At 72.3% G+C, this 16,518-nt stretch carries 12 protein-coding genes; 6 read left to right on the forward strand and 6 right to left on the reverse strand.

The genetic code is table 11. The annotated features are described in order from the left end of the window. Nucleotides 1-25: 25 nt before the first annotated feature. The 5 genes from AGRA3207_RS02480 to AGRA3207_RS02500 all read right to left on the reverse strand — a co-directional run bounded on the left by AGRA3207_RS02480 (nucleotide 26) and on the right by AGRA3207_RS02500 (nucleotide 6,737). Nucleotides 26-235, reverse strand: a complete 210-nt coding sequence (locus AGRA3207_RS02480; RefSeq protein WP_231332922.1) for a ubiquitin-like protein Pup — start codon at nucleotides 233-235, stop codon at nucleotides 26-28. A gap of 294 nt (nucleotides 236-529) precedes the next feature. Further along, the gene (dop, locus tag AGRA3207_RS02485; RefSeq protein WP_231332923.1) at nucleotides 530-2,047 is read right to left on the reverse strand and encodes a depupylase/deamidase Dop; all 1,518 of its coding nucleotides are present in this window, start codon (nucleotides 2,045-2,047) and stop codon (nucleotides 530-532) included. A gap of 283 nt (nucleotides 2,048-2,330) precedes the next feature. Continuing rightward, nucleotides 2,331-4,094, reverse strand: a complete 1,764-nt coding sequence (gene arc, locus AGRA3207_RS02490; protein WP_231332924.1) for a proteasome ATPase — start codon at nucleotides 4,092-4,094, stop codon at nucleotides 2,331-2,333. A 324-nt stretch (nucleotides 4,095-4,418) separates the two neighbouring features. Next, nucleotides 4,419-5,399 carry a tRNA (adenine-N1)-methyltransferase gene (locus AGRA3207_RS02495; protein WP_231332925.1) on the reverse strand — a complete coding sequence of 327 codons (981 nt, stop codon included), beginning with the start codon at nucleotides 5,397-5,399 and terminating at the stop codon, nucleotides 4,419-4,421. Nucleotides 5,400-5,555: 156 nt separating this feature from the next. Beyond that, nucleotides 5,556-6,737, reverse strand: a complete 1,182-nt coding sequence (locus AGRA3207_RS02500; protein ID WP_231332926.1) for a site-2 protease family protein — start codon at nucleotides 6,735-6,737, stop codon at nucleotides 5,556-5,558. A 206-nt stretch (nucleotides 6,738-6,943) separates the two neighbouring features. On the opposite strand from AGRA3207_RS02500, the gene AGRA3207_RS02505 reads away from it, so the two are divergent. The 5 genes from AGRA3207_RS02505 to AGRA3207_RS02525 all read left to right on the forward strand — a co-directional run bounded on the left by AGRA3207_RS02505 (nucleotide 6,944) and on the right by AGRA3207_RS02525 (nucleotide 13,863). After that, nucleotides 6,944-7,759, forward strand: a complete 816-nt coding sequence (locus AGRA3207_RS02505; protein WP_231336208.1) for a RecB family exonuclease — start codon at nucleotides 6,944-6,946, stop codon at nucleotides 7,757-7,759. Nucleotides 7,760-8,147: 388 nt separating this feature from the next. Then, the gene (locus AGRA3207_RS02510; RefSeq protein ID WP_231332927.1) at nucleotides 8,148-9,371 is read left to right on the forward strand and encodes a sensor histidine kinase; all 1,224 of its coding nucleotides are present in this window, start codon (nucleotides 8,148-8,150) and stop codon (nucleotides 9,369-9,371) included. Nucleotides 9,372-9,476: 105 nt separating this feature from the next. Then, nucleotides 9,477-10,157, forward strand: a complete 681-nt coding sequence (locus AGRA3207_RS02515; protein ID WP_231332928.1) for a response regulator — start codon at nucleotides 9,477-9,479, stop codon at nucleotides 10,155-10,157. Nucleotides 10,158-10,519: 362 nt separating this feature from the next. Beyond that, nucleotides 10,520-11,371 carry an ABC transporter ATP-binding protein gene (locus AGRA3207_RS02520; RefSeq protein WP_231332929.1) on the forward strand — a complete coding sequence of 284 codons (852 nt, stop codon included), beginning with the start codon at nucleotides 10,520-10,522 and terminating at the stop codon, nucleotides 11,369-11,371. Continuing rightward, on the forward strand, nucleotides 11,368-13,863 hold the full coding sequence (locus AGRA3207_RS02525; protein WP_231332930.1) for an ABC transporter permease: 2,496 nt from the start codon (nucleotides 11,368-11,370) through the stop codon (nucleotides 13,861-13,863). Before AGRA3207_RS02520 ends, AGRA3207_RS02525 begins: the two co-directional genes overlap by 4 nt. Before the next feature lie 180 nt (nucleotides 13,864-14,043). Here the strand turns inward: AGRA3207_RS02525 and AGRA3207_RS02530 are convergent, their stop codons facing one another. Continuing rightward, the gene (locus AGRA3207_RS02530) at nucleotides 14,044-15,315 is read right to left on the reverse strand and encodes an MFS transporter (protein WP_231332931.1); all 1,272 of its coding nucleotides are present in this window, start codon (nucleotides 15,313-15,315) and stop codon (nucleotides 14,044-14,046) included. 66 nt (nucleotides 15,316-15,381) lie between these two features. Here AGRA3207_RS02530 and AGRA3207_RS02535 point away from each other — a divergent pair, with 66 nt between their 5' ends. Beyond that, the gene (locus AGRA3207_RS02535) at nucleotides 15,382-16,359 is read left to right on the forward strand and encodes a DUF5937 family protein (protein ID WP_231332932.1); all 978 of its coding nucleotides are present in this window, start codon (nucleotides 15,382-15,384) and stop codon (nucleotides 16,357-16,359) included. Nucleotides 16,360-16,518: the final 159 nt, after the last annotated feature.

Raw genomic sequence — 16,518 nt, forward strand, 5'->3', positions numbered from 1 at the left:
TATCCGACATGTCCAATTTTATGTGTCACTGTCCGCCTTTTTGGACGTAACTACGGATGAATTCCTCTGCATTTTCTTCGAGGACTTCGTCAATTTCATCGAGAATTGCGTCGACGTCGTCGGTGAGCTTGTCCTGGCGCTCTTGGACGTCCTCGGTCGTCGTGGCCTCGGTCTCCTCGACCTCTTCCGTGCGCCGGGTGGTCTGCTTCTGACCGCCGGTGTCCTTCGTGGCCATTCCGTACCTCCGCTCTGCCGGTACCCCCAACCCTATCTCCGATCTTCTGCGGCGAACGGATCTGCCGGTCCGTCGCGCCGCCACGACGGCGTCGGGGGGCCTGCTCCGGTTATCGCCCCCCGGCCGGTCACTGAAACGGGCATAGCGGTCACAAAACCGAGACGTCCGACAAAGGTGCAGGTCAGCACGTACGTTCGACTTCGATAGTGGCGCTATCCAGCGGGGGCGTCCACCTGCGGCGGCCCGAGCGCCGGGGTGGCTTGCGGTGGCTGTGAGCGCCTGTGAGGGGCTGTGTCAGCTCTGGCCGGTCAGGGTGGCCACAAGGTCGGCCGCGGTGCGGCAGCGGTCCAGGAGGGCGCCCACGTGCTGTCTGGTGCCGCGCAGGGGCTCCAGGGTGGGGACGCGCTGGAGGGACTCGCGGCCGGGGACGTCGAAGATGACGGAGTCCCAGGACGCGGCGGCGACGGATTCCGCGTATTGGCGCAGGCAGCGGCCGCGGAAGTAGGCGCGGGTGTCCTCGGGCGGGTCCTCGATGGCGGACTCGACCTGGGCCTCGGTGACGACGCGCTCGATGCGGTTCCGGGCGACGAGGCGGTTGTAGAGGCCCTTGTCGGGGCGGATGTCGGTGTACTGGAGGTCGACGAGCTGGAGGCGCGGGTGGGACCAGTCGAGGCCGTCGCGGCTGCGGTAACCCTCCAGCAGTTCGAGTTTGGCGACCCAGTCGAGTTCGCGGGAGAGCTGCATCGGGTCGTCGCCGAGCCGGTGCAGGACGGATTCCCAGCGGTCGAGGACGTCCTTCGTCATGTCGTCGACGTCGGAGCCGAATCGGTCCTCGACGTATTTGCGGGACTGCTCCAGGTACTCCATCTGGAGCTGGACGGCGGTCATCTTGCGGCCGTCGCGGAGGGTGAGCAGGTGCTTGCACGACGGGTCGTGGGAGACGGCGCGGAGTGCGGCGACGGGCATGTCGACGGAGAGGTCGACGGTGAGGAAGCCGTCCTCGATCATGGCGAGGACGAGGGCCGTGGTGCCGAGCTTGAGGTAGGTGGACAGCTCGGCCATGTTGGCGTCGCCGATGATCACGTGCAGGCGCCGGTACTTCTCGGGGTCGGCGTGGGGCTCGTCGCGGGTGTTGATGATGGGGCGTTTGAGGGTGGTCTCCAGGCCGACCTCGACCTCGAAGAAGTCGGCGCGCTGGCTGATCTGGAAGCCGTCGCCGCGGCCGTCGACGCCGATGCCGACGCGGCCGGCGCCGCAGACGACCTGGCGGGAGACGAAGAAGGGGGTGAGGTGGCGGACGATGTCGGCGAAGGGCGTCTCGCGCTTCATGAGGTAGTTCTCATGGCAGCCGTAGGAGGCGCCTTTGTTGTCGGTGTTGTTCTTGTAGAGCTGGATGGGGTGGGTGCCGGGGACGAGGGCGGCGCGTGCGGCGGCGTCGGCCATGACGCGTTCGCCTGCTTTGTCCCAGGTGACGGCGTCGAGGGGGTTGGTGCACTCGGGTGCGGAGTACTCGGGGTGGGCGTGGTCGACGTAGAGGCGGGCGCCGTTGGTGAGGATGACGTTGGCGAGGCCGAGGTCCTCGTCGGTGAGCTGGCTGGGGTCGGCGACCTCTCTGGCGAGGTCGAAGCCGCGGGCGTCGCGGAGGGGGTTCTCCTCTTCGAAGTCCCATCGGGCCCTGCGGGCGCGTGCCGCCGATGCCGCGAGGTAGGCGTTGACGACCTGGGAGGAGGTCACCATCGCGTTGGCCCCTGGTTGGCCGGGTACGGAGATGCCGTACTCGGTCTCGATGCCCATCACCCGCCGAACGCTCATATCGTCGAGCCTATCGGGGCGGCGGGGGTGGAGCCATGGGGCCGGTCTTGAGGGGCGCGCGCGGGGGTTCGCGGTGCGGCGCCGGAATGGTTCTTGGTCTGGGCGTGGACGGGTGTGGGGGGTGGGGTGGGCGGTGTGCGGCGTGGTGAGTTTTCCGGGTGTGTCGGGGCGTGGCGGGGGCGTGGGTGGCGGCGGGGCTGGGTGATGGGTCTCTCCGGTGAATGATCGCGCGGCGGCCTCCCTGGTGGGGGGACCGCCGCGCGTGTCGTTTCGGTGTGGTGGGTCAGAGGTATTGGCCGGTGTTGGCGACGGTGTCGATGGACCGGCCGGCTTCGGCGCCCTTGGTTCCGGAGACGAGGGTGCGGATGTAGACGATCCGTTCGCCCTTCTTGCCGGAGATGCGGGCCCAGTCGTCGGGGTTGGTGGTGTTGGGGAGGTCTTCGTTCTCGCTGAACTCGTCGACGCAGGCGGCGAGGAGGTGGCTGACGCGCAGGCCCTTCTGGCCGGTGTCGAGGAACTGCTTGATGGCCATCTTCTTGGCGCGGTCGACGATGTTCTGGATCATGGCGCCGGAGTTGAAGTCCTTGAAGTAGAGGACCTCTTTGTCTCCGTTGGCGTAGGTGACCTCCAGGAACCGGTTCTCGTCGGTCTCGGTGTACATGCGTTCGACGACGCGCTGGATCATGGCGTCGACGGTGACGTCCTCGGAGCCGCCGTGTTCCTTGACGTCGTCGGGGTGGAGCGGGAGGCCGCTGAGGATGTACTTGGAGAAGATGTCCTTGGCGGCCTCGGCGTCGGGGCGCTCGATTTTGATCTTGACGTCGAGGCGGCCCGGGCGCAGGATCGCGGGGTCGATCATGTCCTCGCGGTTGGAGGCGCCGATGACGATGACGTTCTCCAGGCCCTCGACCCCGTCGATCTCGCTGAGCAGCTGCGGGACGATGGTGTTCTCGACGTCGGAGGAGACTCCGGATCCGCGGGTGCGGAAGATGGAGTCCATCTCGTCGAAGAACACGATGACGGGGGTTCCGGCGGAGGCCTTCTCGCGGGCCCGTTGGAAGACGAGCCGGATGTGCCGTTCGGTTTCGCCGACGTACTTGTTGAGCAGTTCCGGGCCCTTGATGTTGAGGAAGAAGCTCTTGCCTTCCTGGCCGGTCTTCTCCGCGACCTGTTTGGCGAGGGAGTTGGCGACGGCCTTGGCGATGAGCGTCTTTCCGCAGCCGGGCGGCCCGTACAGGAGGACGCCCTTGGGGGGCCGGAGCTGGTGCTCACGGAAGAGGTCGGCGTGCAGGTAGGGAAGCTCGACGGCGTCGCGGATCATTTCGATCTGTGAGCCGAGGCCGCCGATCTCGTTGTAGGAGATGTCGGGGACCTCTTCGAGGACGAGTTCCTCGACCTCCGCCTTGTGGATCTTCTCGTAGGCGTATCCGGAGCGGGATTCGAGCATGAGGGAGTCGCCTGCGCGCAGGGGGACTCCGCGTAGCGGCTCGGCGAGTTTGATGACGCGTTCCTCGTCGGCGTGTGCGATGACGAGGGCGCGTTCTCCGTCGTCGAAGAGCTCCTTGAGCATGACGACTTCGCCCTGCTCTTCGAAGGCGAGTGCTTCGACGATGTTGAGGGCCTCGTTGAGCATGACCTCTTGGCCGCGCTGGAGGTCGTCGACTTCGACGGCGGGGCTGACGTTGACGCGGAGTTTGCGCCCGCCGGTGAAGATGTCGACCGTTCCATCGTCGCGGGCTTCGAGGAAGACTCCGAATCCGGAGGGTGGTTGGGCGAGCCTGTCGACCTCCTCCTTGAGCGCCACGATCTGTTCGCGAGCCTCTTTGAGGGTCGCTACGAGTCGCTCGTTCTGTCCGGTTACGGCGGCCAGGTTGGCCTGTGCCTCATGGAGGCGTTCTTCAAGAACACGTACTTGGCGCGGGGATTCCGCGAGCTTGCGGCGCAGCACGGAGATCTCCTCCTCCAGGAAGGACACCTGCGTTTGGAGGTCTCTGACCTCCTTGTCGTGCTGCGCCCTGCGCGCCCCAGCATCGTCACGAGCGGCCACGCCCCGTCACCTCCTCACGAAGAGAGCCGACGACCTACTGAGACCCTACCTATCTGGAGGGCTTCCGTAACCTGCCCTTTCGGTAGTCGTGTCGTTCGGCGGGTGCGGGGGGTGGGGTGGGGGTGGCGGCTGCCTGGGCGGTTGTGGCGCGGGGGTGGGATCGGCGGGGTGGGGATTTCGCTGGTCCGGCCCGGCGCCGCTGGGCGGTTTGTCGGTTTCGCGGGGTGAGGAGCCGGGCACGCGGGACACGGCGGTCGTGACACGGCGAATGCGTCATGTCACGGATCGTGGTGGTTTCCGGTGCGATCGGTTCCGGAATGTGATCTACGACTCGGTGGGAACGTCCGGCGTGGCGGCCGTGCGGGCTGGTTCCGTGCGAGCGGGTTCCGCGCGGGCTGGTTCGGACTGCGCGGGTTCGGCGCGGGCGGGTTCGGGGTGGGCGCCCTTGGCGGGGCGGCGGCGGCGCTGGGGCGGGGTGACGCCGTCGGCGAGGCGGCGGGCGGTGACGAGGAAGCCGGTGTGGCCGACCATGCGGTGGTCGGGGCGGACGGCGAGGCCGTCGACGTGCCAGGAGCGCAGCATGGTCTCGAAGGCGTAGGGCTCGGCGAACGCGCCGTGCGCGCGCAGGTCCTCCACGACGCGGGACATCTGGGTGGTGGTGGCGATGTAGGCGCAGACGAGGCCGCCGGGGATGAGCGCCTTGGCGACGGCGTCGAGGGTCTCCCAGGGGGCGAGCATGTCGAGGACGACGCGGTCGGCCTCGGTCTCGGTGAGGGCGTCTTCGAGGGCGCCGACGGTGAGGTGCCAGGCGGGGTGGGGGCCGCCGAAGAACTTCTCGACGTTGGCGCGGGCGATGTCGGCGAAGTCGGGGCGGCGTTCGTAGGAGGAGAGGCGGCCGTGTTCGCCGACGGCGCGCAGGAGGAAGCAGGAGAGGGCGCCGGATCCGGCGCCGGCCTCGACGACGCGGGCGCCGGGGAAGATGTCGGCCATGGCGATGATCTGGGCGGCGTCCTTGGGGTAGACGACGGCGGCGCCGCGGGGCATGCGGACGGCGAAGTCGGCGAGGAGGGGCCGGAAGGCGAGGTAGTCGATGCCGCCGGTGGTGCGGAAGACGGTGCCTTCGGGGCTGCCGATGATGTCGTCGTGGGGGACGGAGCCCTTGTGGGAGTGGTAGAGCTTGCCGGTTTGGAGGGTGATGGTGTTGATGCGGCCTTTGGGGTCGGTGAGCTGAACCTGGTCGCCGGGGCGGAACGGGCCGTGGGGGATGCGGCCGGTGGCCTGGGGCTTCGGCTGGGGTTCACTCATGGTCGTCAAGGCTAGCGCCGGGTGGGAGCGGCCCGGACCGGCGCGGACGGGGGCGGGGACGGGGACCTTCGGGCGGCGTCCGAGCAGCGGGCAGAGGGGCGTCCGAGGGGCGTCCGAGGAGCGCCCGCCGATGCCCGGGGAGGGCGTCCGGGGCGGTCAGATCCCGGTGAAGGCGCGGTCGACGTCGGCGACGGCGAGGACGCCGTAGACGCGGCCGTCGGGTTCGACGAGGAGGTACTCGGAGGCGGGGGCGTGGCGCAGCGCGGTGACGAGGTCGTCGCCGGTGATGTCGGCGGGGAGGGTGAGGGCGTCCTCGATGCCGCGGGACAGGTCGCCCGCGGTGACCCAGGGGCGCCGGTGGGGCGGGGTGGCGGTGACGGCCTTCTCGCTGACGAGGCCGCGGGGCATGCCGTCGTGGTCGACGATGACGAGGGCGCCGGAGTGCTCCTCGTGGGCGCGGCGGATGGCCTCGGCGAGGGGGACGTCGGCGGTGACGAGGGTGGCGCGGCGGGCGAGGCGGCGGGCCGACAGCAGGGGGATGCGGTCGCGGACGCGTTCGGCGCGGATGGCCTGGGTGGCGCCGACCCAGATGAAGGACGCGACGAGCGCGGACCACAGGAGGGCGAGCCAGCCGAAGCCGCCGCCGTCGCCGGTCTCGTAGGTGGCGAGGAACGCGCCGGCGAGGAGGCAGGCGAGGGCGACGCCGCGTCCGACCCAGCCGGCGAAGATGGCGCCGCTGCGGCTGCGGCCGGTGGCCTTCCAGACGGCGGCGCGGACGAGGCGGCCGCCGTCGAGGGGCAGGCCGGGCAGGAGGTTGAACACGCCGACGAGGAGGTTGGCGAAGGTGAGGGCCTCCAGGAGGAGGAGGGCGACGTCGGGGAGGGTGAGGACGGCGTGGGCGAACAGGCCGAGTCCGGCCAGGACGAGGTTGACGAGGGGCCCGGCGAAGGCGATGAGGAACTCGCGGCCGGGGGTGGGGGCCTCGCGTCCGATGGAGGTCTCGCCGCCGAGGATGTGGAGGGTGACGGAGCGCACGGGGAGGCCGAGGACGCGGGCGGTGACGGCGTGGCTGAGCTCGTGGACGAAGACCGAGCCGTACAGCAGGAGGGCGTAGGCGAACGCGACGGCGTAGCTGGCGGGACGTGCGATGACGTCGTTGGCCTGGCCTTCGAACATGACGGTGACGAGGACGGCGACCAGGAACCAGCTGGGCGAGACGAAGACGGGGACGCCGAAGGGGCGTCCCATGAGCAGGCCGGGGCGGCCGGGCCGGTCGTCGTCGGGGCCGGGGTCTCCGGCGGGCGTCTTGCCCTCGGCGGGTGGCGCGCTGTGTGTCACGTCACCGATGCTACGGCCCCGTAGGCGCGGGCCGGCGGGCGGTGCGCCGTGGTTGCGGGATTTCGTCGGGGCCGTCGCCTACGCTGCTGGCCATGACGACCACGGAGGCCGGTAGTGAGGCGAGTGTCCCGTCCGTCGGGGAGGCCACCGGGGAGGGGGTCGTCGAGGTCGTCGGGTCGCTGTCGCCGTCGCGGGCGGGGGATTTCATGACGTGCCCGCTGCTGTACCGGTTCCGGGTGATCGACAGGCTTCCGGAGCGGCCGAGCGCGGCGGCGGCGCGGGGGACGCTGGTGCACGCGGTGCTGGAGCGGTTGTTCGATCTTCCGACGGGCGGGCGGACGGTGGCGGCGGCGCTGGAGCTGCTGGGGCCGCAGTGGGAGCGGCTGCTGGAGGCGGAGCCGGAGCTGGCGGGGTTGTTCGAGGGTGAGGGCGGTGAGGCGGAGCGGGCGGAGTGGCTGGCGCAGGCGCGGCGGATGGTGGAGCGGTATTTCACGTTGGAGGATCCGCGGCGGCTGGAGCCGGCGGAGCGGGAGCTGTTCGTGGAGACGGTCCTGGATTCGGGGTTGAAGCTGCGGGGTTACATCGACCGGGTGGATGTGGCGCCGGGTGGTGACGTGCGGATCGTGGATTACAAGACGGGGACGGCGCCGCGGGCGGATTTCGAGGCGCGGGCGTTGTTCCAGATGAAGTTCTACGCGCTGGTGTTGTGGCGTTTGCAGGGGCGTGTGCCGCGTTTGTTGCAGCTGATGTACCTGGGGAACGGTGAGGTGCTGCGGTACGAGCCGGATGAGGCGGATCTGCGGGCGACGCAGCGGAAGGTGGAGGCGTTGTGGGAGGCGATCCGGCGGGCGATGGACACCGGGGAGTGGCGGCCGCGGGTGAGCCGGTTGTGCGACTGGTGTGATCACAAGGAGCGGTGCCCGCAGTTCGGGGGTACTCCCCCGCCGTTGCCGGTGGTGCCGGTGCGGCGTCCGTCGCCGGCGGATCTGGAGTCGGTGACGCGGGAGCGCGCGGACCTCTGATCGCCGTCCGCGGCGGCGGGGCGGGGTCCTGGCAGGCCGCGACCGGGCATGACGCCGAATGGCCTGGCCCCGGAATCGGACATGGCCGCAACCGGGAACGTGCACGGTCCTCAATGGGACGTGCCGGAACGGCGCCCGCCCTGCGCGGCACCCGGGCTCCGTGCCTGATTCGCCTCGAAGGGTGTGTTGCCGGCCGGCGCGGGTCCAGGCCGTCACGCGAGGTCGCGCCGCACGGGCACCGTCAGGGGCGGTCCTTCAGAAGGTGCCAGGGCCGGGATCGCAGCCGATTCAGCGAACGTGGACGGTGCTCCGGATCCTCCTTGGGGAGGACGACAGATCCGCGTACAGGAGGGGTCACGACCTGGCATGACCTCCTAGGGTGAGAGTCGTGTCACCCCGCATCCGTGGTCTTCGTACCTGCCGTGCCTGGCTGAAGTCGCGCCCGCTGGCGGCCGACCTGCTGCTGGCGGTCGGGCTGCTGCTGGTGGGGCTGCCTCAGCTGTTCATGGAGGACCTCCCGCACGGGGAGGGATACGAGAACTTCCAGTCGCCGGATCTGGTGAACGCCGTGCTGGTGTCCGTGGTGGCGCTGGCGTTGACGTTCCGGCAGCGGTATCCGCTGTCGGTGCTGCTGTTCATCGTGGCGGGCGAGCTGGCGATGGCGGTGCAGGACTACCCGCCGTCGGTGCCGGACGTGGTGGCGTTCCTGATCGCGGTGTACAGCGTCGCGGCGCACCGGGGGCTGGCGCACAGCGCGCTGGGCGGCGCGGTGGGGTTCGTGTACTTCGTGGTGTCGCTGCTGATGCTGCCGGTGGACGTGTCGCCGGTCGTGCTGTTCACGGACGCGGCGCTGGTGGTCGGGGTGTGGGTGCTGGGCCGGAACCTGCGGCTGCGGCGGGCGTACTTCGCGGAGCTGGAGGACCGGGCGGCGCGGCTGGAGCGGGCGCGGGGCACCGACGCGCGGGCGGCGCGGATCGAGGAGCGGTCGCGGATCGCGCGGGAGCTGCACGACGTGGTGGCGCACCATGTGAGCGTCATGACGGTGCAGGCGGGCGCGGCGCGGCGGATCATCGACCGGAACGCCGACGGGGCGCGGGAGGCGATGTCGACGATCGAGGAGGTCGGCCGGACGGCGCTGAGCGAGATGCGGCGGATCGTGGGGGTGCTGCGCACCGACCGGGACGCCGAGCAGGCGGGCCGGGAGCTGGCGCCGCAGCCGGGCCTCGGTGATCTCGGGGAGCTGCTGGACCATGTGCGGGAGACGGGCCTGTCGGTGCAGCTGTGGATCGAGGGGGAGGCGCGGACGCCGTCGCCGGGGGTGGACGTGGCGGCGTTCCGGCTGATCCAGGAGGCGCTGACCAATACGCTCAAGCATGCGGGTTCGCAGGCGCGGGCCTGGGTCCGGCTCTACTACACCGACGACGACCTGACCGTGGAGATCGAGGACGACGGGCACGGCACCGCGACGATCATGGCCGACAATGGGGACAACCCCGGGCACGGGCTGGTCGGGATGTACGAGCGGGTGGCGTTGTACGGCGGCGAGCTGCGGATCGGGCCGCGTGTCGGCGGCGGGTTCGGCGTGCGGGCCCGGTTCCCCCTGGAGGCGTAGGTTGAGGATGAGCGGCGTGAGCGGCGCGAGGCGAGGAGCTGGGACGATGGAACCGAGCGGGACGGCGCGTCGGCGCGTGGTGGCGGGGCGCCGCGGGGTGGGCCGATGAGCACGGTGCGGGTGCTGCTCGTCGACGACCAGCCGCTGCTGCGGACGGGTTTCCGGCTGATCCTGGAGGCCGAGACGGACATCGCGGTGGTCGGTGAGGCGGGTGACGGCGCGGCGGCGGTGGAGATGACGCGGTCGCTGCTGCCGGACGTGGTGCTGATGGACATCCGGATGCCGGGGGTGGACGGGATCGAGGCGACCCGGCGGATCATCCGGGAGGGCGCGGCGTCGCACGATCCGAAGGTGCTGATCCTCACGACGTTCGACCTGGACGAGTACGTGATCGAGGCGGTGCGGGCGGGGGCGAGCGGGTTCCTGCTGAAGGACTCGCCGCCGGAGGACCTGGTGCAGGCGATCCGGATCGTCGCGGCGGGCGACGCGATCGTGGCGCCGAGTGTGACGCGGCGGCTGCTGGACAAGTTCGCGACGCGGCTGCCCGCGGTGCGGGACTCCTCGCCGCCGCCGGGGCTGGACACCCTCACCGAGCGGGAGCGGGAGGTGCTGTCGCATGTGGCGCGGGGGCAGTCGAACGCGGAGATCGCGGCGGAGCTGGTGGTGAGCGAGACGACGGTGAAGACGCACGTGGGGAACGTCCTGGCGAAGCTGGGGCTGCGGGACCGGGTGCAGGCCGTCGTGTACGCGTACGAGACGGGTCTGAGCCGCCCCGGGCAGACCTGACCCCGACCCCGGGCCGGCGGCGTCCGGGACCCTGGTATGACCCCGGGGTGCGGCGCGCGCGGCCCGTTCTGGTGTTTCCCGGCCGGTCCTCCTGCGATGCGGGGAGGGCCGGCCTTCGTCGCGCCGGGGTCGACCCTGGCCCGTGGCTCCGGGGTACCCCCCTCCTTTGACACGGGGGTCCTACTCCGGGAGGACGACGGGGTGGAGGCCCCCTCATGCCGGGGATGGAGCAGTAATTCCCTTCCTGGGGTGCATCTCAGGGGCTTGTCGGACTCCTACTGTTTCTTACGTCGGATCGCCGGGGGGACCAGGGCGCGATCCGGACGCAGATCCATCCGCTTCACCCGAAACAGGGAGTTCACGTGACGAACACCGCCCCATCGACCGCTGACGCGCACGCCGCGCCCGGGGCGGGCGAATTCGCCGCACGGGCGCATCAGGTCGCGAAGGTGTACGGGAAGGGCGACGCGCAGGTCGTCGCCCTCGGCGGCGTGACCGTGGGCATCCCCCGCGGCCGCTTCACCGCGATCATGGGCCCGTCCGGGTCCGGCAAGTCCACGCTGATGCACTGCATGGCAGGGCTGGACTCGGTGGACTCCGGGGAGGTGTACATCGGCGACACCGAGCTGACGCGGCTGCGCGACAAGCAGCTCACGCGGCTGCGCCGCGACAAGGTCGGGTTCATCTTCCAGGCGTTCAACCTGGTGCCGACGCTGACGGCGCTGGAGAACATCACGCTGCCGATGGACATCGCCGGGCGCAAGCCGGACCGGCAGTGGCTGGACGCGGTGATCGACACGGTCGGGCTGCGGCCGCGGCTGAAGCACCGTCCGACGGAGCTGTCGGGCGGCCAGCAGCAGCGCGTGGCGTGCGCCCGCGCCCTCGCCGCCCGCCCCGAGATCATCTTCGCGGACGAGCCGACCGGGAACCTGGACTCGCGGTCCGGTGCCGAGGTGCTGGGGTTCCTGCGGGACTCGGTGCGGCGGATGGGCCAGACGATCGTGATGGTGACGCACGACCCGACGGCGGCGGCGTACGCCGACCAGGTGCTGTTCCTGACCGACGGGCAGATCGTGGACACGATGACGCAGCCGACGGCCGAGCGGGTCCTGGAGCGGATGAAGGGCTTCGAGGCGGGGCCGCGTCCCGGCGCGGGCGTCCCGGACGGCGCGGGCGTCCAGGGCGGGCAGGGGCCGGGGGTCGCGGCGCGATGATGGGCAAGGTCACGCTCCGCAACCTGGCGGCGCACAAGATCAGGCTGGTGCTGACGGCCGTCGCGGTGATCCTCGGCGTGGCGTTCGTGGCGGGCACGCTGATCTTCACCGACACGATGAACAAGCAGTTCGACGACCTGTTCAGCCGGATCGGCACGAACGTGGCCGTGGACGTGCGGGCCAAGAAGGTCGTCGAGGCCGGCGACGACGAGACCGCCCCGGCGCAGCCGGTGCCGGCGTCGGTGCTGAAGGCCGTGCAGGGCGTGGACGGGGTGAAGGACCCCGTCGGCAACGTCAGCGGGTTCGCCGCGGTCGTCGGCACGAACGGCAAGCTGGTCGGCGGCGGGAACGGCCCGCCGCAGCTCGGCACGAACTGGAACGCCTCGGGGTCGTTCGACCTGAAGTCGGGGCGGGCGCCGCAGGGGCCCCGGGAGGTCCTCGTCGACGCCGAGACCGCGGCGAAGGCGCGGCTCGCCGTGGGCGGCACCGCCCGTGTCGTGACCTCGGGGAAGCCGCAGCCGATGACCGTCGTCGGGCTGATCGACGCCGGGGACCTGATGGGCGCGACCGTCACGGCGTTCGACACGCCGACGGCGCAGCGGCTGATGCTGAAGCCCGGGTACTTCTCCGACATCGAGATGGGCTCCTCGGGCCCGTCCGAGACGGAGCTGCGCGACCGGGTGTCGAAGGTGCTGCCGGGCGGTGTGGAGGCCATCACCGGGACGGAGCTGCGCGAGGAGACCAAGAGCGACGTCGCGGCGTTCCTGAACTTCTTCCGCGTGTTCCTGCTGGTGTTCGCGCTGATCTCGATCTTCGTCGGGGCGTTCATCATCTTCAACACGTTCTCGATGCTGGTGGCGCAGCGGACCCGTGAGCTGGCGCTGCTGCGCGCCATCGGCGCCGCGCGGCCGCAGGTGACGCGGGCGGTGATCGGCGAGGCGGTCGCGGTCGGGTTCGTCGGGTCGACGCTCGGGCTGGCGATGGGCGCCGGGCTGGCGGCGCTGCTGAAGACCGCGGCGAACATGGACGGCGGGCTGACGTTCACCGCGTCGCCGGTGATCTGGTCGTACGTGGTGGGCATCGTGGTGACGGTCGTGTCGGCGTACTTCCCGGCGCGGCGCGCGGCGAAGATCCCGCCGGTAGCGGCGATGCGCGACGACGTGGCGCTGCCGCAGCGGTCGCTGCGGATCCGGGTGGCGCTGGGGTCGCTGCTGACCCTGATCGGCGCCGGGCTCATCGGGGTCGGGCTCGGCGGGGGCGGCGGCAAGCCGGTCATCGCGGTGGGCTCCGGGGCGTTCGCGGTGTTCATCGGCGTCGCGATGCTCGCGCCGGTGATCAGCGTCCCGGTGGTGCGGGTGCTGGGCGCGCCGTTCGCGAGGCTCATGGGCACGCCGGGGCGGCTCGCGCAGCAGAACGCGCTGCGCAACCCGCGGCGGACCGCCGCGACCGCCGCCGCGCTGATGATCGGCCTGGCGCTGATCACCGTGGTGAACGTGATGGGGTCGTCGATGCGGGCGTCGGTGGACGCGCAGATCGACCAGCAGTTCGGCGCCGACTACCTGGTCCAGCCGAGCGGCGGCAGCGGCATCGACGAGGGCACGGTGCAGCGGATCAAGGCGACGCCGGGGGTGGTGGCGGCGTCCGCGACCTACCCCGGCAACGTCAAGATCGACGGGGACAAGACGTCGTACATGGCCGGTGACGTCGCCGCGATCGCCAAGGCGGCGCGCCTGTCGATGGTGTCGGGGAACACCGACCTCGGCCCGGCCGGGATGCTGGTGAGCGAGAAGAACGCCGACGACCACGGCTGGAAGGTCGGCAGCAGCGTCCCCGTCCAGTTCACCGACGGGCAGGTGCAGCGGCTTCGGGTCGCCGGGATCTTCACCAAGAGCGACCTGATCGGCGGGACGGTCATCTCGGTGGAGGCGTACCGGGCGCACACCGCCCGGCCGTCCGCCGACGCCATCGTCGTCGACACGGCGCGGGCCGACGCGGCGACCAAGGCGGCGCTGGAGACGACGCTGAAGGACTACCCGAACCTGGAGGTGTCCGACCAGGCGGCGCTGAAGGCCAGCGCCCACAGCGAGGTCGACACGTTCGTGACGTTCCTGTCGGTGCTGCTCGCGATGTCGGTCATCATCGCGGCCGTCGGGGTGATCAACACGCTGGCGCTGTCGGTGATCGAGCGGACCCGCGAGATCGGGCTCCTGCGCGCCATCGGCATCAGCCGCCGGCAGCTGCGCCGGATGATCCGCCTGGAGTCGATCGTGATCGCGGTGTTCGGCGCGCTGCTCGGCATGGGCATCGGGGTGTCGTTCGGCGCGGCGCTGCAGAACGCGCTGAAGGACAAGGGGCTCGGCGAGCTGTCCATCCCGGTCGGGACGCTGGTGCTGTACCTGGTGGTCGCCGCGGTGATCGGGGTGTTCGCCGCGCTGTGGCCGGCGTGGCGCGCCGGGCGGATGGACGTCCTGAAGGCCATCTCCACCGAGTGATCCCGGGCGACCCACCCGGGGTCCTCCTCCCGAGGGCGCGGGCGCCGCACACCTCCCGCGGCGCCCGCGCCCGCGACGCCCCGTACGGCCGCCAGCAGGCCGTACGGGGCGTCGGTCCCCCACCGGGTCAGAGCCCTCCGCCGGGTCAGAGCCCTCCGCCGGGTCAGAGCCCCCGCAGGGTCAGGTGGCGTCCCCCACCGCGGGCCCGGTCGCGGGCGGGGCGGCGGGGGCGGCGGCGGTGACGCGGGCGCGGCGCAGGGGGCGGCGCAGCAGCAGCGCCGTGAGGAGGATCGCGGCGCCCGCGCAGGCGAGGGTCTCCCCCACCGGCAGCGCCTCCGCCGCGCCGCCGAGCAGCACCGGGCCGACGCCCTGCGCGGTCATCAGGCCCGTCGACAGCAGCCCGAACGCCTGCCCGCGGCCCTCCTCCGGCAGCGCGTCCACGAACGGCCGCTGGATGCCCAGCTCGTAGGCGAACCCGCAGCCGCACAGCACCAGCAGGCCCGCCGCGGCCGCAGCGGGCAGCGGCAGCGCGAACGCCGCCAGCGGCAGCCCGAACACCGCCATCAGCGGCACCGCGAGCCGCTCCCGCGCCGCCGGGCCCAGCAGCCGCGCCCCCGCCAGGTTCCCCAGCAGCATCCCCGCGGCCGAGCCGCCCAGCAGCAGCGCCGCCGTCCCGTCCCCGTACCCGCGGGTCCCCGCGTAGGGGACGAGGAGGCTCTCCGCTCCGGCGGCGAACGCGGGCGGGAGCCACTGCGCCAGCAGCAGCGCCCGGACGACGGGGTCGCGCAGCAGCCGCATGTTCCCCGCCCAGCTGTCGCCCACCACCGACCCGCCGCCCGCGCGCGGCGGGGGCGGCAGGTCCGGCAGCCGCAGCCGCACGAGCAGCGCCGCCGCGACATGCCCGGCCGCCGCCGCCAGCAGCGCGTGCCGGGCGCCGGCCGCGGCGACCGCGATCCCCCCGAACGCCAGCCCGAGCAGCTGCGCCGCCGCCGACGCCATCGTCATCAGCGACCGGCCCATCACGTAGGCGTCGCCGTCCAGGGCCTCGGCGACGAGCCGGTTGGAGGCGCCCGCGAACACCGGCGTCGCGCACGCCACCACCGCGACCAGCGCCAGCGCCGCCGCCACCGGCATGCCCAGCAGCCCCAGCGCCGCCGCGGCGGCCGCCTCCACCGCGTACGCGCCCCAGATCAGCGGGCGGGGCCGCAGCCGGTCGGCCAGCGACCCCAGCAGCGCCCCGCCGGCGAGCTGCGGCAGGAACCCGATGCCGTAGGCGACCGCCGCGAGCAGCGGCGACCCGGTCGTGCCGTACACCAGCACCGACAGCGCGATCATCCGCAGCGTGTCCGCCGCGATCGCCAGCGCCCGGCTGCCGAACAGCACCCGGAACCGCGGCTCGGCCAGCGCCTCCCGGTACCCGGCGCGCCGCTCCCCCCTGCCGATCACCGTCATCGGGCCAGCGTCGGCGCGGCCCGCCGGGCACCGCGATGCTTACGTCCCCTGGCGTAAGGTCGGGGGGTGATCCGGTTCGAGGTGTCCGCGGAGGATCTGCTGCACAGCCGGTTCGCGCTGTCGCCGCTGTTCGAGCTGGACGGGCTGCTGCGCGCACTCACCGGGCTGTCCGACCGGGCCCTGCCGGGGGCGTGGGCGGCGCGGCTGGCGCCCGAGCTGCGCGCGCTGCGCGCCGGGACGGAGCTGGACGCCGTCCTGGCCCTGCAGTCCCACCGGGGCGGCACCGCGTTCGTGGCGCCGCCGCCCCGCGGCCTCGCCCAGACGATCGAGGACGACCTCGCCGCCGTCCGCGCCACGCCGCCGGAGGTGGCGCGCGACGGCATCGAGCGCGCGCTGGCGGTGCGCCCGGCCGGCGCGCGCGCCCGCGCGGTCCTGGAACGCCCCGACGCCGTCGCCGTCCTCGCCGCGACGCTGGAGACCGCGTGGCGGACGCTGCTCGCGCCGGACTGGCCGCGGCTGCGCGCGATCTGCGAACGCGACGTCCTGCACCGCGCCGGGCGGCTCAGCCACGGCGGCTGGGAGGCGGCGCTGCGCGACCTGCACCCCCGCGTGCGGTGGCGCGGCGGCGGCATCGAGCTGCTCGGCATGGGCGTCACCGAGACGATCCCCCTCGGCGGCCAAGGGCTGCTGCTCATCCCGTCGGTGTTCGTATGGCCGGGCATCGCCGCGCACAACGAGCACCCCTGGCCGTACGCGCTGATCTACCCGGCCCGGGGGATCTCCGCGCTGTGGGAGGCGTCGCCGTCCGCAGGGCCCGGCGCGCTCACCCCCCTGATCGGCCGCACCCGCACCCGGATCCTGCTCGCGCTCGCCGAACCCGCCGGGACCACCCAGCTCGCCCGGGCCCTCGGTGTCGCGCCCGGCACCGTCGGCGACCACCTGGCGGTCCTGCGCCGCGCCGGGCTGCTCGAAAGGTCCCGCGCCGGGCGGGCGGTGCTGTACCGGCGCACACCCCTCGGGGACGCCCTCGCCCGCACCCCCTGACCCCGCCTCCGCGCCGCCCCCGGCCCCCGCCCCCTGGCCCTTGTCCCCTAACCCCTGACCCCTGGCCCCCTGGCCCTGCGGACGCGTGAAGGCCCGTCCCCGCGCGGGGGACGGGCCTTCATCACGGTGCGGACCAGGTCCAGGACGCGCGGGCGGCGC

The sequence above is a fragment of the Actinomadura graeca genome, assembly GCF_019175365.1.
In the GTDB taxonomy this organism is placed as follows: domain Bacteria; phylum Actinomycetota; class Actinomycetes; order Streptosporangiales; family Streptosporangiaceae; genus Spirillospora; species Spirillospora graeca.